Genomic DNA, 18,510 nt, shown 5'->3' on the forward strand with positions numbered 1-18,510 from the left:
TCCGCCGATGTCGAGAACGGCGAATCGGCTCCGTCCCAGGGGTACGAGCAACCGAGAACGGCCCGCTCGCGGACATCGACACAGGAGCGTCAGCAATGGAACAGCACACGATCAGCGAAATCCTCAACCGTCCGATCAGCCAGGAATTGCTGGCGCGCGATCTGCTGCGGCTGGCCTACGTCGCCAAGGACGGCACGCCGCGCAACATACCGATCGCGTTCACCTGGAACGGCTCGCAGATCGTGCTCTGCACCACGAAGAACGCACCGAAACTGCACTCCCTGCGGCACAATCCTCAGGTCGCGCTGACGATCGACATCGAGGTCCATCCGCCGAAGATCCTGCTCCTGCGCGGACGTGCCGAGCTGGACGTCGTCGACGGCATCCCGGAGGAATACCTGCAGATGAACGGCAGCTACGAAATGACGCCCGAACAGCGCGTGGAGTGGGAGGCGGAAGTCCGCTCGCTCTACGACGGCATGGTCCGGATCGTCATCACCCCGACCTGGGCGAAGCTCATCGACTTCGACACCACTCTGCCAACCGCGGTCGAGGAGCTGGTCCGGCAGCGGGCCGAACGTCAGCAGGCCTGATCACCACGGCCGGCACCGTGCCGCCGACACCGAGGAGACGATGATGCCGAAATATCTGTTGCTCAAGCACTATCGGGGTGCGCCCGCGGCGGTCAACGACGTGCCGATGGATCAGTGGACACCGGAGGAGATCACCGCCCATGTGCGGTACATGGAGGACTTCGCCGCGCGGCTGCAGACCAGCGGCGAGTACGTCGACCATCGGGCGCTCTCGCCGCAGGGGACGTTCGTCCGGTCCGACGGGGAGGGCCGCCCGCCGATCACCGACGGTCCGTTCGCGGAGACCAAGGATCTGATCGCGGGCTGGATGCTCATCGATGTCGAGACCTACGAGCGGGCGCTCGAACTGGCCGCTGAGCTGTCCGAGGCGCCCGGCGCGGACGGGAAACCGATCCGGGAGTGGCTCGAGCTGCGCCCGCTGCTCACGGCGATGCCCACGGTGACCGAGTGAACGAATCGCTGCTGCGGGAGTTGGTGCCGGCGGTGATCGGCGTCCTCGTCCGGCGCGGCGCGGACTTCGCGTCGGCCGAGGACGCCGTGCAGGAGGCTGTGATTCGGGCCCTGCAAACCTGGCCTGACGACCCACCGCGCGATCCGAAAGGCTGGCTCGTCGCGGCCGCGTGGCGAAAGTTCCTCGATGCCACCCGAGCCGAGACATCGAGGCGGGAGCGAGAACTCGCGGTCGAGCACGAGCCGCCGACCGGGACGGTCCCGGGAGCCGACGACTCGCTGTGGCTGTACTTCCTGTGCGCGCATCCGTCGCTGTCACCCGGTTCTGCCGTCGCGCTGACGCTGCGCGCGGTCGGCGGCCTGACGACGCGGCAGATCGCGACGGCCTACCTCGTCCCGGAAGCGACCATGGCGCAACGGATCAGCCGGGCCAAGCGGCGTCTCGCCGGACTGCCGCTGGACCGGCCCGGCGATCCGGCGACCGTGTTGCGGGTTCTCTACCTGGTATTCAACGAGGGCTACGGCGGCGACATCGATCTGGCGGCCGAGGCGATCCGCCTCACCCGCCAGCTGGCCGCGGCGAGCGACGAGCCGGAGGTCGCGGGACTGTTGGCCCTCATGCTGCTGCACCATGCCCGCCGCAGGTCCCGCACGGGTCCGGACGGGCGCCTCGTGCCACTGGCCGAACAGGACCGAACCCGTTGGGACACAACGCTTATCTCCGAAGGTGTCACGATCCTGCAAGCCGCATTGGCTCGTGACCACCTGGGCGAATACCAGGCGCAGGCGGCGATCGCCGCCCTGCACGCCGATGCCCCGACCGCCGCGGAAACGGACTGGGTACAGATCGTGGAGTGGTACGACGAACTGCTGAATCTCACGGGCAGCCCGGTGGTGCGGCTCAATCGCGCGGTCGCGGTCGGCGAAGCCGACGGACCCCAGGCCGGGCTGGCGGAATTGAGCAAGGTGGACCCCGGCCTGCCTCGGTACGCCGCGGTCCGCGCCTACCTGCTCGAACGCGCCGGCGACCTCGAACAGGCCGCCGACCTGTATGCCGCGGCATCCCGCACCGCCACCAGCGTCCCGGAGCGCGACCACCTCACCCGCGAGGCCGCGCGGATGCGGGGGCTGCTACGCCGGCGAACCGACCGACCGACGACATTCACCGAGTGAGGTGCCGAACTTCCCGCACGGTCGGTGAACCTGACGCGCGGCGATCTGGTCAACTATGCCGGGGTCTCCGGGGACGTGAATCCCATCCATTGGCATGCCGAGATCGCCGCGCTCGCAGGACTTCCCGACGTGATCGCCCACGGCATGCTCACGATGGGCTTGGGAGCCGGCTTCGTCACCGGATGGCTCGGGGACCGGGCGCGATGATCAGGTACGGCGTGCGGCTGTCGAACTACACGGTCATCGAAGCCGCCTCCGCGGGAACGGTGGAGTTCACCGGGCGCATCAAGTCGGTCGACCCCGATACCAGGACCGCCGTCGTCGTCATCGTCGCGAAGTCGGCCGGCCGCAAGGTTTTCGGTCTCGCCACGGCGGATGTCCGCCTGGCCTGACCTGCGCCGCGACCACCGGGCGAATCAGTACTGGTTCTTGATGACGAAGTAGGAGCCGCGAATTGTTCCCGCCAGCTTCGACTTCTGCCGCGCGAACTTGAACGACGAGAGTTCGGTGGGGATTTCCATCCCGTCGGACAGCTTGAAACCCACGGCCCGCTTACCGGAATCGTCGATCGAATACATCACGTTGATCGACAGGCCGCTCTCGTAGAAGACGTAGGCGAAGCGAATTCCGTCCGCTTCGAAGGCCGTGGCCTCGAGCGGGCGGGAGGAGATGACGATGCCACGCTCGTCCTCGAGGATCCGGCTGACCCAGTCGACCGTCGACTGGGCCTCCTTCGCGGGCTCCACGGTGAAGACGTGGTCGTACTTGTTCTTGAAGTACCGGGCCTCGTTGGCCCGCAGACCGGCCAAAGCCTGCGCGACGGGCGACGATTCGAGGCCTTCGGTCGATACCGTAGTGAAGTCCACGGCGTAGGTCATGGCGAACTCCTCTGCGACTGGGTCGGTCGAACTGTACAACGTCGTGTGTCGCGAATCGGGCAGGTTCGGCCTCACTCCGCGCGCGAGAACACCGCCACCAGAAAGTCCGACTCGTCGGTGAACGGGCGCAGATCCCACGTCGAAAGCCGCAGATCGACCCTGAGACCGGCGTGTTCGGCGTCGGCGAGGAACTGCGGGAACTCGTAACCCCGGTCGGCGCCGAACCCGACCACCACCCGGCCGGCCGGAGCCAGATGGCGGGCGAAACCGGACAGCACCGCGCCGCGGGTGGCCGGCGCCAGGAAGGTCATCACGTTGCCCGCGCACACGATCACATCGAAGTCGCCGGCGACCCCGCGGCTCGGCAGATCCAGTTCGGCCAGGTCGCCGACCAGCCAGGTCGGGCCGGGATGGTCCTGTTCCGCCGCGGCGATCAACACCGGATCGACGTCGACGCCGACGACGACATGACCGGCCCGGTACAGGTAGCCACCCAGCCGCCCCGGACCGCATCCGGCGTCCAGGATTCGGCTGCCGCGCCCGACCATCGCATCGATCAGGCGTGCCTCGCCGACGATGTCCGCGCCTTCGGCCGCCATCGTCCGGAATCGCTCGACGTACCACGTCGAATGCGCCGGATCGGCGGCGGTGATCTCTTCCCACTGGCTGGGCGTGCGTCCGCTCATGGCCTGTTCCTCTTCTCTCGGTCCGGTGCGTGTACTTGACCTTGCCATCGTGACAAGGTCTTCACTGACTGCCGGAGGTGGTCCCGATGAACTCGACACACAGGAACCCACAGGACATGCGACTACTCGACGCGCTGGCGGCGAACAACTCGTCGACACGGCTCGAGGCGGCGTTGGCGCTCGGCACCCGTCCCTCGCCCGGCTTCGCCGATGCGCTGATCGAGCGGTGCGGGATCGAGCCCGATTTCTTCGTGCGCGACATGCTGACCTGGGCGCTCACCCGGCTTCCGGCGCAGGTCACGGTGCCGAAACTGCGTGCGCGACTGGGTTCGGAGCGTCCCCAGGCGCGCAGCCAGGCGCTGCACACCCTGTCCAAGATCGGAGACCGCAGCGCGTGGCCCGCGATCACCCGGTCGTTGCTGCGCGATGCCGACGACGACGTCGCGCGCAGCGCGTGGCGCGCCGCCGTCGTCCTGGTGCCCGACGGCGAGAAGCAGGCCCTCGCCGGCGCGCTGGCTACCCAATTCGGCCGCGGCGACCGCGAGGTGCGGTTGAGTTTGAGCCGCGCTCTGGTAGCCCTGGGTGAGATCGTCGAGCCGGTCCTGCAGACGGCGATGACGAACCCGGACCCGGTGGTGCGCGCCCATGCGCGTGCCACCGGCGTGCTGCTGCGCGACCCCGATGCCGGTTTCGACCTCGCGATCGGCGAAGCCAGGCGGGTTCGCGCCCTCGGACCGGATCGAGAGGAGTCGACCGCGTGCTGATCGGCGAGGTGGCCCGCTACTCGGGAGTGAGCGCCCGGATGCTCCGGCACTACGACTCCCTGGGGTTGGTGCGGCCGACCGGCCGCACCAACGGCGGCTATCGGGAGTATTCCGTCCAGGACATCCGGCGGATCTTCCACGTCGAGGGTCTGCGATCGCTGGGACTGTCGCTGACCCAGATCGGGCGGGCTCTCGACGATCCGGGCTTCACGCCGTCCGCGCTGGTGGGCGACCTGGTGCGAGCAACCGAGGAACGGCTGAGCCGGGACCGTGAGCTGCTCGAACGGCTGCGTGCGGTCGAGGCGGCCGAACCCTCCGGCTGGCAGGACGCGCTGCGTATCGTGGAACTCTTGCGCGGACTCGGTTCGTCCAATGCCGCCCGGCGGCAGCAGGCCGTACTCGCTCCGGCGGAGGAGATGCCGGCCGAACTGCTCGCCGAGGCGGTGCTCGCCGAATCCGATCCGTATGTGGCGGGGGCGCTGCGCTGGGCGCTGGCCCGAGCCGGTGCGGACGGAGTGCTGAACGTGGCCTCCGGCCTGGACTCCGCCGATGTCGAGGTCCGGCGGCGGGCGGCGTCGGCGCTCGCCGAGATTGCCGGGACGGAGTCGAGTGCGGTGCTGCTGGACGCCCTCGACGACACGGACGCGACTGTTCGCAGAATCTCCGCGCTCGCCCTCGGCGCCCGCGGGCAGACCCGCGCGGTGCCGGAACTCGTCGCCACCGTGATCGAGGGCCCGAACGATGTCGAGGCGGCCGAATTGCTGGGATCGCTGGCCCGGGACACGCAGTGGGCGGATCACATCCTGGGTGCACTCGCCGGCGAGCTGGCCGCCCACCCGTCCGGTTCACCGGTGCGGCTCCGGCTGACCCAGGCGTTGGCGGAGCTGCCCGGCTCCCTCGCGCTGAATACGTTGCGGCCCTTGGTAGATGACGACGATCGGGCCGTCGCGCTGCTCGCCGCGGCACTCGTCCGCACGCTCGAACCCGGGCCACCGGCGGATCCCGGGTCCACCGAACCCGCATGATCGCGTCCCGCGCGGGTATCACCCGATGCGCGGGACGAGAGGAGTGACGTGATGCGGTTGCGGCGCAGCACGCCCTACGGTGCCGGAATACGCCGGGTGCGACGAGGCAGAGGCTTTTCCTATGCCGACGAGAACGGCGTCCCGGTCACGGATCCCGAAGTGACACAACGCATCGACGCACTGGTGATCCCGCCGGCCTGGCGGAAGGTGTGGATCTGCCCGCATGCCCAGGGCCACATACAAGCGGTCGGGGTGGATGCGGCGGGGCGGCGGCAATATCTGTATCACGAACAGTGGCGGCGAGAACGCGACGAAGAGAAGTTCGACCGCATGCTCGAGGCGGCGGCGCAACTGCCGAACCTGCGCGAGCAGGTGCGCGCCGACCTGGGGCGTTCCGGCTTGGACCGGCGACGCGTGGAGGCGGTGGCGATCGGACTGCTCGACCGCGGCGTCTTCCGTATCGGCGGTGAGGAATACGCCGAGGAGAACGGCACCCGTGGTGTCGCCACCCTGCTGCGCGAACAGGTCCGGGTCTCGGGGGAGGAGATGCGGTTCGACTACCTGGCAAAGGGCGGAATCCGCCGGCAGGTGCGCATCGTCGACGCCGACCTCGCGCGGGCCGTGCGGTCCCTGCGGCGCAATCGCAGCCCCAGCGGGCGGCTGCTGGTCTACCGCGAACGCCGGCACTCGAGCGAACTGCACTCCGGCGACATCAACGCCCGGTTCAAAGAGCTGGTCGGAGACGACCACAGCGCGAAGGACTTTCGCACCTGGCAGGCGACGGTGCTGGCCGCCGCGGGGTTGGCGGCCACCGAATGCCCGAACTCCCAGCGCCGCCGCAACAGCGCCGTGCGGGAGGTGATGACCGAGGTGGCCGAGGCACTGGGCAATACCCCGACCGTGGCCCGCAACTCCTACGTCGATCCGCGCGTGATCGAGGCGTGGGAGCGGGACCGGACCATCGCGGCGGCTTCGCAGCGGGCGCGGCGCGCGCCCAGCGAGGACGAGCGCCGAGCCATCGTCGAGCGAGCCGTGCTGCGCCTGCTGCGCTCGACCGCGAACGGAAAGTGATCGTCGCACCGCAATCCCGGACCGAGAACAATGTCGGCCGGACAAGTTTGCCCGAGAACGCCGGGGTACTCGGAGCCCATGGCCGAGATCGACAACGCGACCCGTATCGAGGCCGACTCGGTGACGGGAAACCTGGACCTCATGACCATCGTGGGCACGGCGCACACCGCGCAGTCGAGCTGGGCGCGCACGCCCGCGGCGAGCCGAGCCGAGGCGCTGCGTGCCGGGGCGGCCGCATTGCGCGAGCACGCCGGCGAACTCGCCGCCACGCTCGAAGCGGAGACCGGCCGCCCCGCCGACTCGGGGCGAGAAGGGGTGCTCGCCGGCGCCGGCACCCTCGACCAGTACGCCGAGCTGGGGCCGGTCCATCGCGGGCACACACTCCAGGGCAGCTGGGACGCAACGGATTTCATGATCGCCCAGCCGCGCGGCGTAGTCGTCGCCCTGACGCCGTGGAACGATCCGGTCGCCGTCGCGGCGGGACTGGTCGGCGCCGCACTGGCGACCGGAAATGCGGTGGTGCACAAGCCCAGTGAGCGGTGCCCGCGCACCGGTGCGCTGTTCGGGCAGCTCCTCGAACAGCACTGCCCCGACGGTGTGCTGCAGACCGTGCGCGGCGACGGCCGGGTGGGTGCGGCACTGGTCGGGCTGCCCGGCGTGGACGTGGTGGCGCACGTCGGCGGCACCGCCACCGGGGGCACCATCGCCGTGGCCGGCGCGCGCACCGGGGCCAAGGTGCTGTTGGAGAACGGCGGGAACGATGCGCTGATCGTCGACGCCGACGTGGACCCGGTATGGGCCGCCGAGCAGGCCGCGCTGGGCGCCTTCGCCAATGCCGGGCAGATCTGTGTGTCCGTGGAACGGATCTACGTCCATCGCGAGGTCGCGGACACGTTCGTGTCGGCACTGTGTGAACAGGCGCAGCGCTGGAATCTCGATCCGCAGCCGCTGGTGGACGAGCGGCTGCGCACGCAGGTGCACGCCCAGGTGCGGGAGGCGATCTCGGCCGGCGCGAAAGCGCTGGTGGGCGGCCGGATTCCGGCGGGCCCCGGCACGACGTATCCGGCCACGGTCCTCACCGACTGCCGGCCCGGAATGCGCGTCATCCGCGAGGAGACCTTCGGGCCGATCGCCCCCGTCCAGGTGGTCTCGGATTTCGCGACGGGGCTCGATGCCGCGTGCCGTGACGACTACGGCTTGGCGGCGACGGTACTCACCGGCTCGATGGACCATATGCAGCAGGCGTGGCGCACACTTCCGGTGGGCACGGTGAAGATCAACTCCGTCTTCGGCGGCGCGCCCGGCGGTGCGGCCCAGCCGCGCGGCACATCGGGCACCGGATTCGGTTACGGCCCCGAACTTCTCGACGAGATGACCACCACCAAGGTGGTGCACATGGAGCCCGCGCCGCCGCGGCGCTGATCGTTCCCGGCACCCGCGGGGTCAGGATTCGGCCTCGTCGAGCACCTCACGCAAGCGGTTCAAGGTGCCCCGCCATCCCCGCTCCATCGCATTGCGGGCCATCTTCTGCCGCCGATCGCCGATGTCGAAACCGGTCTGGGTCAACAACACTCGCGTCCCGCGTCCCTGCGCCTCGAGCACCCAGTCGACCACCCACCGGGCCGGGAACTTCGCCCGCAGGTCGATCCACGTATACGTCAGTTGTTCACCCGCGCGGGCCGCGAGCACCTCACACGCGATCTCCGCGCTCGGCTCGGTCGGGACGGCGAAGATGAAATGCGTGCCCACCACGGGTTCGAGCCCGATCGACCGCATCAGCCAGCGTTCGACCAGATCCGGTTCGGTCAGTGCCCGCCACAGCAGCGCCGGCGGGTGCGGGAAGAATCCGCCGATCTCCACCGCGGCCGGATCCAATTCCGATTCGTAGGTCACCGGCACACCCCCGGCCCGAACACATCCATGCCGACGAGCATTCCACTTCGCCGGGCGGCGGAGGCGGAACCGGCCTCCCAGCCTCCAGCCCGAAGGCCGCACGGTGAGCGGCGGGGCGGCGCCCCATCCCGCCGCTGGAGTTCGAGGCGACCATCGACGACACGAGCGCCGTGTGTCCGCTTTCGCGTCGCGGTGATGCGCGCGGCGTTACCGTAGCGATCGTGAAGCTGCAGCCGGGTCTGTCGGCGGAATTCAGTGTGGAGGTCGGAGCCGCCGATACCGCGGTCGCCGTGGGTAGCGGTGACGTGGAGGTGCTCGCCACGCCGCGGGTGGTGGCACTGGCCGAACACGCGACCGTGCTGGCATTGCGGGGCAAGCTGTCGTCGGGGCAGACATCGGTGGGGATCGAGGTTTCGGTGCGGCACCGGCGGCCGAGCCCGCCGGGAACGGTGCTGACCGTCGCGGCGCGGCTGGCCGAGGTCGACGGTCCGCGGCTGGCATTCCGCGTCGTCGTGCACGACGGTGATGTGCTCGTGGCCGACGGCACCATCCGGCGCACGATCGTCGACCGCGCATCGTTTCTCGCCCGCGCCGGTGAACGCTGACTCGTCGCGCGCAGGATCTGCCACCGGATCGCCCGTGCCAACTAGAACATGTTGCCCACGCTGATTGCTGAAAAAGGGTCGATGCCGCCGTCGGCGGTGATGGTGTGTTACCCCCATCGACCGGCAATTTCGGCGCTTCTCTCGCTTCCTGACCGTTGAGTCACTAGTCTGAATATGAAACGTGTTCTAGTGTTGTGGCGAAGTTCCAGCGCCGGAAGACCAGAGGAGTCACCCCGCCATGCATACCGAGATCTGCGAACGACTGGGCATCGATGTCCCCATCTTCGCTTTCACCCATTGCCGCGACGTGGCCGCCGCGGTGAGCAACGCCGGCGGGCTCGGCGTCCTGGGTGCGGTCGGTTTCACCGCCGAGGAGCTGGAGGTCGAACTGGCCTGGCTCGATGACCATGTGCACGGCGTGTACGGTGTCGACCTCGTCATCCCGTCCAAGTACGAGGGCAAGGGCATCGACGGCCTGAGCCCGGCGCAGCTGGAAGCCGAACTGGCCAAACTGGTTCCGCAGGGCCACCGCGATTTCGCCGAGAAGATCCTCGCCGACCACGGCGTCCCGAAACTGCCCGAGGACGAACATCACGAGCAGCTGCTGGGCTGGACGGCCACCACGGCCGGTCCGCAGGTGGACGTCATCCTGAAGCACCCCAAGGCGAAGCTGGTCGCCAACGCGCTCGGCACCCCGCCCGACGACATCATCAAGAAGGTCCAGGACTCCGGTCGTCTGATCGGCGCACTGTGCGGTTCGGTGAAGCATGCGCTCAATCACAAGCGCGCCGGCCTGGATTTCGTGGTCTGCCAGGGCACCGAGGGTGGCGGCCACTGCGGTGAGATCTCCTCGCTGGTGCTGTGGCCGCAGGTGATCGACGCGGTGGGCGATCTGCCGGTGCTCGCCGCCGGCGGTATCGGCAACGGCCGCCAGGTCGCCGCCGCTATGTCGATGGGCGCGGCGGGTGCGTGGACCGGCTCGATCTGGCTGACCGTCGAGGAGGCCAATGTGCCGCCCGCGCAGATGCAGACCTACATCGACGCCACCAGTCACGACACCGTGCGTTCGCGGGCGTGGACGGGTAAGCCCGCCCGCATGCTGCGCAACGACTGGACCGAGGCGTGGGAGCGTCCGGACACCCCGGATCCGCTGGGTATGCCGCTGCAGATGATGGTCGCCCTCGACGGCGTCAAGCGCGGCCACCGCTATCCCGAGGCGGCCAAGGACGTCAACTTCAACCCCGTCGGCCAGGTCGTCGGCATGATGAACAAGGTCGAGCGGACCTCCGATGTCATGCAGCGCCTGATGGAGGAGTACCTCGAGGCCTGTGAGCGGCTGAACAAGCTCAACAGCTGACAACGCCTGTCCGGCAGGGCCGCCGCGCCCTGCCGGACAGTTCTGTCCGGGTATCGAAGCGGATACGGAAGCGGCTGGTGCACTTGCGGTTTGCCGGTGCCGGTTGACACTCTGTATTCGCGATGAGAAGTACATATGATGAACGGCCCGAATGCGGCCGGCAAGTTGATCAGTACCCCACCGTCCGGATGTTTGCCCGGATTGCGCTCGAAGGCACCGGATTCCGGTCTCGGGCATTCCGCGGTCCCCGGTGCGCGCCCGACGACACGATCGGGGCGCGGCGGTGAAGATATCCTCTCCCGGCATGCGCCGGTTGGTCGCGATAGTGGCGCCCGTCCTCCTCGCCGTCGTGCTCGCGGTGGTGTACAGCTTCATCGACGAAGGGGGCAAGAAGAACGATCCGAAACCCGATTCCGCTGCCGCCGCGACCTTTTCCGGCAAAGAAGTCAACGCGCTGCTGGGGAAACTCGTGGTCGCACCGGAAGCGTCGATGACCGGATACAGCCGTGAACAATTCCCGCACTGGGATCAGAACACTCCCGAGCACGGATTCGGCGACAAATACGCCCAGTACGCGAAATGCACCACCCGCGATGTGATGATGCTGCGCGACGCCACCGGCTCGGTGACACTCGATGCCGCGACCTGCAAACTGAGTCTCGGCAAGGACGGCGGCTGGCGCGACCGCTACGGCGTACTCGACGCCAAGACGGGAAAACTCAAGCCCTACAAATGGATCACCGATCCCGCCGGAGTCGACGCCGAACATATCGTCCCGCTGGCCGAGGCCTGGCGTTCCGGCGCGCAATCCACCGACACCGATACGCGCCGCAATATCGCCAACGACGCGATCAATCTGGTCGCCTCCGATCCGTCGGCCAACCGGTCCAAGGGCGATCAGGATGCGGCGAATTATCTGCCGCCCGGCGTGTTCCGCTGCGAGTACGTTCAGCGCTACATTCGCATCAAGGTAAAATACGGTTTGACCATCGACACGGCGGAACAGACCGCATTGCGCACCGCGGTCGACGACTGCCTCCACCGAGGAGAGTTCACATAGGCGACATCATCGAAATCACCGGTAAGGCCGCCGTCATGACCGACGAGGAAGGGACGGTGTCCGGCGAACTCGATGTCACCGTCGACGAGCAGGGCAGGGGACTGGTTCGCTATCGGGATACCGAAACCTGGTATCACATCGGCAATCTCGATGGCGAGCCCGCCCGCACCTGGACCGACGTCGCCGAACTCGTCAGCGCGATCGAGGCCGGTCGCGGCAACCGCGACGCCGCGGGGAACGTGATCCCGTTCGAGGCCTGAGCGCCGGCATGCGGCGCCGCGTTGCTCAGCGCAGCGATTCCGCGCGCTCCTTGACCGCCGCGGTCATGCCGCCGAAGCCGGAATGCAGTGCCTTGCCGAGCGCCAGCGTCACGACAGGCCGCAGCAGGCCGCCCAGTTCGAAATGCGACCGGTACCGGGTGCGGCCGTTGTCGAGGGGCGTCACGGTGTGCGAGCGCAGGCTGTGCAGGATCCCCAGCGGCACCGGCTTCATGCTGTAGCTGAATTCGGTTCCGGGCGTATGGGTCCGAACGTATTCGACCTGCTTGCGCGGCTTCGGCGAGCCGAGCCGCACCTGCATCTCGATCGGATCGCCGGGTTCGAGCGTGCTGCGGCATTCGGCGACGAACGGATTCCACTCACCGTAGCTGCCCAGGTCGGTCAGCACCTTCCACACCACCTCGGCGGGTGCGTCGATCTCTACGGTGTCATCGATCACGAAAGCCATGGCGGCAACAATACGGAAACTTGTTCCATCAGCGATACCGCGGGCCCGCTCATCGGCCGGCGCCGGGCTCGGGCAGCGTGAGCGATTGGGTGATCAGCAACCGCGCCGCGCGCGAGACGCGGGCGGTATCGCCGGTGACGAACCGATCCTGCAGCAACCCGCGCACACCCGAAACGAGCAGGGTGGCGGTCGATTCCGGATCGGCGACGGTGGGATCGAAGCTCTTCAGCACATCGGTGAGGGCGGTGACCAGGACGTGCACGGCGTCCTCGCCGTAGGAACGGAACGGACTTCCGGGCACCGCGGCCACCCCCATCACCTGCAACAGCACGCGCGTGCTCGATACCCACTCCGTGGTGATGTTGACGCTGAACGATTCGATGAGACGGCGGCGAAGAGCCGGGAGGTCGGGAACGCCGGCGAACATGCCCGGAATGTCGGGGCGCTGGGTCTCGAGCGCCGCGATCAGCATCTGCTCCTTGGTTCCGAAATAGTGGATCAACATGCGCGAGCTGGTTCCGAGATACTCCGCCAGCGGACGCAGCGAGAGTTCGGTCAATCCGTATTCGCCGATGTAGGCGATCACCCCGGCGAGTAGTTCCGCGCGCCGGGCCTGGTCGAGTGGTCGAGGCACGTGTTGACTGTAGCGGTCGCTACGGGTATCCATATCCGCATGAGTGTAACGACTGCTACACAAACCTCGTGGAATGTCGTCGTCACCGCCATGGCGGCCACCACCTGCCTCGGCCCCGACCTCGACAGCACCTGGTCGGCGCTGCTGGCGGGCAAGAGCGGGATCGGGCCGCTCACCGACGAGTTCGTGACTCGCTACGACCTGCCCGTGCGGATCGGCGGGCGGCTGACCGAACACCCGGGCGCTCACCTGACCCGCATCGAACAGCGTCGGCACTCCTATGTGCAGCAGTTGGCGCTGGTGCTGGGCCGCCAGGTGTGGTCGCAGGCGGGGGCGCCGGAGGTCGACGCCGAACGGCTCGCGGTGGCGATCGGCACCGGACTCGGCGGCGGCGACGCCTTCCTCACCGCGGTCGACGCGATGCGCGAGGGGGGTTATCGCAAGGTGCCGCCGCTGACGGTTCCGATGGTGATGCCGAACGGGCCGGCCGCCCGGGTGGGACTCGAATTCGGCGCGAAGGCAGGTGTTTACGCGCCGACCTCGGCGTGTTCCTCGGGTGCCGAAGCGATCGCGCACGCGTGGCGGCTGATCCGCACGGGGGAGGCCGACGTGGTGATCGCCGGTGGCGTGGAGGGATATATCGAAGCCATCCCGATCGCCAGTTTCGCCATGATGCGGGCGATGAGCACCCGCAACGACGAACCGGGGCTGGCCTCACGGCCTTTCGACCGCGACCGCGACGGGTTCGTCTTCGGCGAGGCGGGTGCGCTGCTGGTGCTGGAATCGGAGGAGTTCGCCAGGGCCCGCGGGGCCGCCGTGCACGGCCGGATCCTCGGCGCGGGAATCACTTCCGACGGCTACCACATCACCGGTACCGATCCCGACGGCGCGGGCGCCGCCCGGGCGATGCGCAAGGCCATCGACGCCGCGGATCTGACCGCCGCCGATATCGACCACATCGACGCGCACGCCACCTCGACCCCGATCGGTGACGCCTCGGAAGCCAATGCCATTGCGGCCGTGGCGAAGCACGCCTCGGTGTACGCGCCGAAATCCGCGCTCGGCCATTCCATCGGTGCGGTGGGCGCGCTCGAGGCCATCCTCACCCTGTGCACACTGCGCGATCAGACCGTGCCTCCCACACTGAATTTCGACAATCCGGACCCGGGTGTCGACCTCGACATCGTGCACGGCATCGCACGTCCACAGCGAATCTCACAGGCGCTCAGCAATTCCTTCGGCTTCGGAGGACACAACGTCACACTCGCATTCGGGCGAGCCTGAGGTCTTCTTCCTCGACTGTCTCCGGGGATGTGGAACAACCGCTGTTCACGCTTGTCCACCGGTCGCTGTGGATGACACGCCGACTGTGGAAAACATCGTGGAACTGCGGTAATGGCAGGACATTTCACCCATACGGCCGCGGAAAACTCTGACCGGCAGTGCCCTTCGAGCGAGTGTCGAGGGAACGGATAGCCGGAGCTGTTCGAGCAGCGGTGCTGTCGCTTCTGCCACCACTGCCCGGCGAGAGGGCGCGCCGACGGGCCGCGCCGCCTGCGCTTGTTTCATGCAGCTCGTCGCGGTGGCCGCGCCGGTCGATTGGCGGCCGAGACCGCGCACCGCGAGTCCGTCCTACACGGCTGCCCGCTCACAACGAGGGGCGCGTCAGCGGACAGCGAGCAGCCTCATTCCCAGACAACGGCTCGGCGGCACCCCAGGCCTGGTAATCCGAGTCGTACCGCGGTCTGCCGTTGGGCTGTGATCTACACCCTCACGCGCAGCGCCGGGCTGCACGCGGTGCACGTGTGCACACACTGCCATTCAGGGGGTGTCCACGACCGTTACCCGCAGGTGCGGGATCGGATCCCGGCGAGGGTAAACCTGGTGCGAGCCGGTGACCTCTGATTCGCTACCGTTTGAGATGAGGGGTCAGCCGGGTCGAGTGGTGAGGGTTGTGCGCGCAATGGGTGAAAGTTCGATCACGTGGGTCGACGGCGCCGTGGTGACGATCGATCAGCGCGCGCTGCCGCACGAGGTGCGCACGCTGCGGCTGACGACGGTCGATCAGGTGATCGACGCGATCGCCACCCTGGCCGTGCGCGGTGCCCCCGCGATCGGGGTGACCGGGGCCTTCGGGGTCGCGCTGGCCGCGCTCGCCCATCCCGGCGAACCCGCGCGGGTCGAGGCCGAGGCCGCCCGCATCGAGTCCGCCCGGCCCACCGCGGTGAATCTGTCCTGGGGCGTGCGGCGAGCCCTGGCGAAATTGGCCGACGGCGGTGCGCCGGGGGTGCTGGCCGAGGCACAGGCACTGCTCGCCGAGGACGGCCGGGTCAACCGGGCCGCCGCCGAACACGCGGCCGACCTGGTTCAGCGGCTGTGTCCGGGGCGGCCGTTGCGGATGCTCACCCACTGCAATACCGGCCGCTTGGCCACCACCGCCTTCGGCACGGCGATCGGGGCACTGCGCGTTCTGCACGCCCGCGGCGTGATCGACAGCGTTCTGGTCGACGAAACCCGCCCGCTGCTGCAGGGCGCGCGCCTGACGGCGTGGGAACTGGCCGAGGCCGGCATTCCGCATCGGCTCACCGTCGATTCCGCCGCCGCCTGGGCGATGGCGACCGGGCAGGTGGATTGCGTGATCGTCGGCGCGGACCGCATCACCGCCGATGGTTCGGTGGCCAACAAGATCGGCACGTACGGACTGGCACTGGCCGCCCGCCACCACGGCATCCCGTTCATCGTGGTGGCGCCCGAATCCACGCGCGATGCGGCGACCGCGACCGGCGCCGATATCGTCGTCGAACAGCGCGGGTCGGCCGAGATCACGCACTTCGGCGACTATGCGGCCGCACCCGAGGGCACCGCGGTCTTCAACCCGGCCTTCGATGTCACACCGCCGGAACTGGTGACGGCCGTGGTGACCGAGAACGGGTTGGTCGACGAGGCGAATCCGCTTGCGGCGCAGGCGATCGCCGTCGCCGATCCGCGCACCGCCGATTCCGGCGCACAGGACCCCGCCGACTCCCCGAACGCCGCCGCGATCGCCGGCCTGGCTCGCGACCTCTACGGTCGCGGCTGGATGCCGGGGACCGCCGGCAACATCTCCGTGCGTGACGGCGCCTTCCGGGCGGCATCGGACAACGGCGCGGACACCGAGGGGCCCACCGCAGTGGTCACCGGCAGCGGTCTGTCCAAGGGGGAGCTGACCGCCGCCGATATGGTCCGGGTGCGGATCGAGAACTCCGAACCCGTTGCCGGAGACCGGCGGCCCTCCGCGGAGACCGCGATCCACACCGCGATCTACCGCACCACCGAGGCCGCGGCGGTGGTGCACGTGCATTCGCCGCGGGCTACCGCGGCCTCCGTCGGCGCCCCGAATCCGCTGCGGTTCACCGGTTTCGAATTGATCAAGGGTCTGCGCTCCGGCGATACCATCGACGTTCCGGTCTTTCCCAATCACGCCGATGTGTCGCTGATCGGCGCGGAGATCGAACAGTATCTACGCGCGCATCCGGCGGCCCCGCCGGCGCTGTTCATCGCCGGCCACGGCATCACCGCCTGGGGCGCCGACCTGGCGCAGGCCCGCGACCGTGCGGAATGCCTGGAGGCCCTGTGTGAACTGGTGTCGCTCACCGGACGCCGCGACATCTCCACCGACCACATTCTCGAGGAGCAACCGCAGTGACCCTGTTGCATATCGCGGCCGATACCGATCCGGCCGACGTGCGTCTGCACACCACCGATCCGGAGCGTATCGCGGCCGAACTGGCCACGCGCGGCATCGAATTCGACCGCTGGCCCGCCGAGGCCGTGACCGCCGACATCGCGTCCGAGGAGATCCTCGGCCGATACCGGGATCGGATCGCCGACCTCAACGCCGACGGCCGCTACCGTCATATCGATCTGGCCCGGCTGCATCCCGACGACAGCGATCCGCTCTGGCCTGAGCAGGCGAGTGCGGCGCGGCAGAAGTTCCTGTCCGAACACCGCCACGCCGAGGACGAGGTGCGCTTCTTCGTCTCCGGCCGCGGCTGTTTCTACCTGCACCTGGAACCGGAGGTCGTCGCGGTGGTCTGCGAGGGCGGCGATCTGGTGTCGGTGCCCGCGGGGACGCGGCACTGGTTCGATATGGGCACCCGCCCGGACTTCGTGGCCATCCGGTTCTTCGAAGAGGCTGACGGCTGGATCGGCGATTTCACCGGCGACCCCATCGCGCAGGGCTTTCCGACCCTGGACGAGCTCGTCGCCGCATGAGCGACCGACGAGATGGCGAAGCCCTGACGGTCCGCGCGATCGTCGTGGATATCGAAGGCACCACCAGCCCCACCAGTTCGGTCCGCGAAGATCTCTACGGCTACACCCGCCGACGGCTGCCGCAGTGGTTGGCGGACGCTTCCGACGACGCCGCGAAGACCGTGATCGAGCAGACGCGCGAACTGGCCGGGCGGCCCGAGGCCGATCTCGACGAGATCGCCGAGATCTTGCGTGGCTGGCTGGATTCCGACATCAAGGCGGCACCGCTGAAGACCGCGCAGGGCGTGATCTGCGCTCAGGGCTTTCGCGAGGGCGCCCTGTTCGGCGAATTCTTTCCCGACGCGCCCGCGGCTCTGCGTGCCTGGCATGCCGCCGGACTCACCCTGTGGGTGTATTCGTCGGGTTCGATTCGCAATCAACAGGATTGGTTCGCCCACGCGCGTGGAGGCGAGCTGGCATCGCTGATCGGGGGGTGGTTCGACCTGGTCAATGCCGGGCCCAAGCGCGAGGAGCGGTCGTATCGCCGCATCGCGGCCGAGATCGGCGTGCCGGGGGGAGAGATCCTGTTCCTGTCCGATCATCCCGACGAACTGGACGCCGCGGTGGCCGCTGGTTGGCAGGCCGTCGGCGTCACCCGCGCCGGTGAGCCGAATTCGCCGCGGCCGCCGCACCGGTGGATCGGCAGCTTCGCCGAGCTGGATCCGGTCGCGGTCGCCCGCTGAGCGGCCGCGCCGGATACTCCGCTCACGACATCGGCGGTCAGGCCACCGAGCTGGTGGCGCGGGCGATGAGATGTTCGACCAGCGTCATCAGCACCGTCTTGCAGGAGCTGCGGTCGCGCGCATCGCAGAGCACCACCGGGATGTGGGCGTCGAGATCGAGCGCCTCGCGTACTTCCTCGGTGGTGTAGACCGGGGCGTTGTCGAAGCAGTTCACCGCCACCGCGAACGAGAGTCCGCGCCGTTCGAAGAAGTCGATGGCGGCGAAGGAGTTCTCCAGCCGGCGGGTGTCGGCGATGACCACCGCTCCGAGGGCGCCGCGCGCCAATTCGTCCCACAGGAACCAGAATCTGTCCTGGCCGGGCGTGCCGAACAGGTACAGCACCAGGTTCTGGTCGATGGTGATGCGACCGAAGTCCAGCGCCACGGTGGTGGTGGTCTTGCCCTCCACGCCCGACAGATCGTCGATGCCGGTGGACAATTCGGTGATCAGTTCCTCGGTGCGCAGCGGCGTGATCTCGCTGATCGAGGACACCATCGTGGTCTTCCCGACGCCGAAACCGCCGGCTACGAGGATTTTGACCGAGGCAGCCAGGTCGGCCGAGGACGAAATATCAGGCAC

General features: G+C 68.5%; 21 protein-coding genes and 1 pseudogene. 16 read left to right on the plus strand and 6 right to left on the minus strand.

What is annotated here, in order from left to right:
* Positions 1–95: 95 nt before the first annotated feature.
* The 4 genes and pseudogenes from RJ03_RS12085 to RJ03_RS12100 form a co-directional block, all read left to right on the plus strand.
* Complete coding sequence (locus RJ03_RS12085; RefSeq protein ID WP_036501275.1) at positions 96–593, plus strand: pyridoxamine 5'-phosphate oxidase family protein; 498 nt, start codon at positions 96–98, stop codon at positions 591–593.
* A 43-nt stretch (positions 594–636) separates the two neighbouring features.
* Complete coding sequence (locus RJ03_RS12090) at positions 637–1,044, plus strand: YciI family protein (protein ID WP_036501431.1); 408 nt, start codon at positions 637–639, stop codon at positions 1,042–1,044.
* On the plus strand, positions 1,041–2,216 hold the full coding sequence (locus tag RJ03_RS12095) for an RNA polymerase sigma factor (protein ID WP_036501277.1): 1,176 nt from the start codon (positions 1,041–1,043) through the stop codon (positions 2,214–2,216). Before RJ03_RS12090 ends, RJ03_RS12095 begins: the two co-directional genes overlap by 4 nt.
* A pseudogene (locus RJ03_RS12100) lies at positions 2,217–2,608 on the plus strand (MaoC/PaaZ C-terminal domain-containing protein); the annotation flags it as partial.
* 24 nt (positions 2,609–2,632) lie between these two features.
* Here the strand turns inward: RJ03_RS12100 and RJ03_RS12105 are convergent.
* Positions 2,633–3,094, minus strand: coding sequence for a DUF8821 family protein (locus RJ03_RS12105; RefSeq protein WP_036501279.1), 462 nt, complete (start codon positions 3,092–3,094; stop codon positions 2,633–2,635).
* 71 nt (positions 3,095–3,165) lie between these two features.
* Positions 3,166–3,780 carry a class I SAM-dependent methyltransferase gene (locus RJ03_RS12110; protein ID WP_036501281.1) on the minus strand — a complete coding sequence of 205 codons (615 nt, stop codon included), beginning with the start codon at positions 3,778–3,780 and terminating at the stop codon, positions 3,166–3,168.
* 86 nt (positions 3,781–3,866) lie between these two features.
* On the opposite strand from RJ03_RS12110, the gene RJ03_RS12115 reads away from it, so the two are divergent.
* From RJ03_RS12115 to RJ03_RS12130, 4 genes are all read left to right on the plus strand, one after another.
* Positions 3,867–4,544 carry a HEAT repeat domain-containing protein gene (locus RJ03_RS12115; protein WP_086007238.1) on the plus strand — a complete coding sequence of 226 codons (678 nt, stop codon included), beginning with the start codon at positions 3,867–3,869 and terminating at the stop codon, positions 4,542–4,544.
* A complete protein-coding gene (locus RJ03_RS12120; RefSeq protein WP_036501285.1) occupies positions 4,538–5,569 on the plus strand; it encodes a MerR family transcriptional regulator in 1,032 nt (343 codons plus the stop codon). The genes RJ03_RS12115 and RJ03_RS12120 overlap by 7 nt, the downstream gene beginning before the upstream one ends.
* 51 nt (positions 5,570–5,620) lie before the next feature.
* Positions 5,621–6,640 carry a DNA topoisomerase IB gene (locus RJ03_RS12125; RefSeq protein ID WP_036501287.1) on the plus strand — a complete coding sequence of 340 codons (1,020 nt, stop codon included), beginning with the start codon at positions 5,621–5,623 and terminating at the stop codon, positions 6,638–6,640.
* 78 nt (positions 6,641–6,718) lie between these two features.
* Complete coding sequence (locus tag RJ03_RS12130; RefSeq protein ID WP_051024597.1) at positions 6,719–8,062, plus strand: aldehyde dehydrogenase family protein; 1,344 nt, start codon at positions 6,719–6,721, stop codon at positions 8,060–8,062.
* 21 nt (positions 8,063–8,083) lie between these two features.
* Here RJ03_RS12130 and RJ03_RS12135 read toward each other — a convergent pair whose 3' ends face one another.
* On the minus strand, positions 8,084–8,533 hold the full coding sequence (locus RJ03_RS12135; protein ID WP_036501435.1) for an SRPBCC family protein: 450 nt from the start codon (positions 8,531–8,533) through the stop codon (positions 8,084–8,086).
* Between the two features lie 221 nt (positions 8,534–8,754).
* On the opposite strand from RJ03_RS12135, the gene RJ03_RS12140 reads away from it, so the two are divergent.
* From RJ03_RS12140 to RJ03_RS12155, 4 genes are all read left to right on the plus strand, one after another.
* A complete protein-coding gene (locus RJ03_RS12140; RefSeq protein WP_036501289.1) occupies positions 8,755–9,138 on the plus strand; it encodes a thioesterase family protein in 384 nt (127 codons plus the stop codon).
* A gap of 238 nt (positions 9,139–9,376) precedes the next feature.
* Positions 9,377–10,495 (plus strand): NAD(P)H-dependent flavin oxidoreductase, encoded by a 1,119-nt coding sequence (locus RJ03_RS12145; protein WP_036501291.1) that lies wholly within the window; start codon positions 9,377–9,379, stop codon positions 10,493–10,495.
* Positions 10,496–10,799: 304 nt separating this feature from the next.
* Complete coding sequence (locus RJ03_RS12150; protein ID WP_036501293.1) at positions 10,800–11,555, plus strand: HNH endonuclease family protein; 756 nt, start codon at positions 10,800–10,802, stop codon at positions 11,553–11,555.
* A 35-nt stretch (positions 11,556–11,590) separates the two neighbouring features.
* The gene (locus tag RJ03_RS12155; RefSeq protein WP_083870769.1) at positions 11,591–11,815 is read left to right on the plus strand and encodes a hypothetical protein; all 225 of its coding nucleotides are present in this window, start codon (positions 11,591–11,593) and stop codon (positions 11,813–11,815) included.
* Positions 11,816–11,840: 25 nt separating this feature from the next.
* On the opposite strand, the gene RJ03_RS12160 is transcribed toward RJ03_RS12155, so the two are convergent.
* Positions 11,841–12,281: an SRPBCC domain-containing protein gene (locus tag RJ03_RS12160; protein ID WP_036501295.1), complete on the minus strand. Its 441-nt coding sequence runs from the start codon at positions 12,279–12,281 to the stop codon at positions 11,841–11,843.
* A gap of 49 nt (positions 12,282–12,330) precedes the next feature.
* The gene (locus RJ03_RS12165; RefSeq protein ID WP_036501439.1) at positions 12,331–12,915 is read right to left on the minus strand and encodes a TetR/AcrR family transcriptional regulator; all 585 of its coding nucleotides are present in this window, start codon (positions 12,913–12,915) and stop codon (positions 12,331–12,333) included.
* A gap of 39 nt (positions 12,916–12,954) precedes the next feature.
* Here RJ03_RS12165 and RJ03_RS12170 point away from each other — a divergent pair, with 39 nt between their 5' ends.
* The 4 genes from RJ03_RS12170 (at position 12,955) to mtnC (ending at position 17,891) form a co-directional block, all read left to right on the plus strand.
* Positions 12,955–14,199, plus strand: a complete 1,245-nt coding sequence (locus RJ03_RS12170; protein ID WP_036501297.1) for a KasA/KasB family beta-ketoacyl-ACP synthase — start codon at positions 12,955–12,957, stop codon at positions 14,197–14,199.
* A gap of 679 nt (positions 14,200–14,878) precedes the next feature.
* Positions 14,879–16,600, plus strand: a complete 1,722-nt coding sequence (locus tag RJ03_RS12175) for a bifunctional S-methyl-5-thioribose-1-phosphate isomerase/methylthioribulose 1-phosphate dehydratase (RefSeq protein ID WP_036501298.1) — start codon at positions 14,879–14,881, stop codon at positions 16,598–16,600.
* The gene (locus tag RJ03_RS12180; RefSeq protein ID WP_036501300.1) at positions 16,597–17,169 is read left to right on the plus strand and encodes a 1,2-dihydroxy-3-keto-5-methylthiopentene dioxygenase; all 573 of its coding nucleotides are present in this window, start codon (positions 16,597–16,599) and stop codon (positions 17,167–17,169) included. Before RJ03_RS12175 ends, RJ03_RS12180 begins: the two co-directional genes overlap by 4 nt.
* The gene (mtnC, locus tag RJ03_RS12185) at positions 17,166–17,891 is read left to right on the plus strand and encodes an acireductone synthase (RefSeq protein WP_051024598.1); all 726 of its coding nucleotides are present in this window, start codon (positions 17,166–17,168) and stop codon (positions 17,889–17,891) included. The genes RJ03_RS12180 and mtnC overlap by 4 nt, the downstream gene beginning before the upstream one ends.
* A gap of 37 nt (positions 17,892–17,928) precedes the next feature.
* Here mtnC and RJ03_RS12190 read toward each other — a convergent pair whose 3' ends face one another.
* Positions 17,929–18,510, minus strand: coding sequence for a GTP-binding protein (locus RJ03_RS12190; RefSeq protein WP_036501302.1), 582 nt, complete (start codon positions 18,508–18,510; stop codon positions 17,929–17,931).

Source organism: Nocardia aobensis NBRC 100429 (genome assembly GCF_000308375.1).
Lineage (GTDB): Bacteria > Actinomycetota > Actinomycetes > Mycobacteriales > Mycobacteriaceae > Nocardia > Nocardia aobensis.

Excerpts from the sequence above, each read along its gene's own strand:
- RJ03_RS12155 (WP_083870769.1), top strand. The coding sequence starts at position 11,591 with ATGACCGACGAGGAAGGGACGGTGTCCGGCGAACTCGATGTCACCGTC.
- RJ03_RS12145 (WP_036501291.1), top strand. The coding sequence starts at position 9,377 with ATGCATACCGAGATCTGCGAACGACTGGGCATCGATGTCCCCATCTTC.
- RJ03_RS12150 (WP_036501293.1), top strand. The coding sequence starts at position 10,800 with ATGCGCCGGTTGGTCGCGATAGTGGCGCCCGTCCTCCTCGCCGTCGTG.
- RJ03_RS12130 (WP_051024597.1), top strand. The coding sequence starts at position 6,719 with ATGGCCGAGATCGACAACGCGACCCGTATCGAGGCCGACTCGGTGACG.
- RJ03_RS12085 (WP_036501275.1), top strand. The coding sequence starts at position 96 with ATGGAACAGCACACGATCAGCGAAATCCTCAACCGTCCGATCAGCCAG.
- RJ03_RS12175 (WP_036501298.1), top strand. The coding sequence starts at position 14,879 with ATGGGTGAAAGTTCGATCACGTGGGTCGACGGCGCCGTGGTGACGATC.
- RJ03_RS12160 (WP_036501295.1), bottom strand. The coding sequence starts at position 12,281 with ATGGCTTTCGTGATCGATGACACCGTAGAGATCGACGCACCCGCCGAG.
- RJ03_RS12105 (WP_036501279.1), bottom strand. The coding sequence starts at position 3,094 with ATGACCTACGCCGTGGACTTCACTACGGTATCGACCGAAGGCCTCGAA.
- RJ03_RS12115 (WP_086007238.1), top strand. The coding sequence starts at position 3,867 with ATGAACTCGACACACAGGAACCCACAGGACATGCGACTACTCGACGCG.
- RJ03_RS12125 (WP_036501287.1), top strand. The coding sequence starts at position 5,621 with ATGCGGTTGCGGCGCAGCACGCCCTACGGTGCCGGAATACGCCGGGTG.
- RJ03_RS12170 (WP_036501297.1), top strand. The coding sequence starts at position 12,955 with ATGAGTGTAACGACTGCTACACAAACCTCGTGGAATGTCGTCGTCACC.
- mtnC (WP_051024598.1), top strand. The coding sequence starts at position 17,166 with ATGAGCGACCGACGAGATGGCGAAGCCCTGACGGTCCGCGCGATCGTC.
- RJ03_RS12110 (WP_036501281.1), bottom strand. The coding sequence starts at position 3,780 with ATGAGCGGACGCACGCCCAGCCAGTGGGAAGAGATCACCGCCGCCGAT.
- RJ03_RS12090 (WP_036501431.1), top strand. The coding sequence starts at position 637 with ATGCCGAAATATCTGTTGCTCAAGCACTATCGGGGTGCGCCCGCGGCG.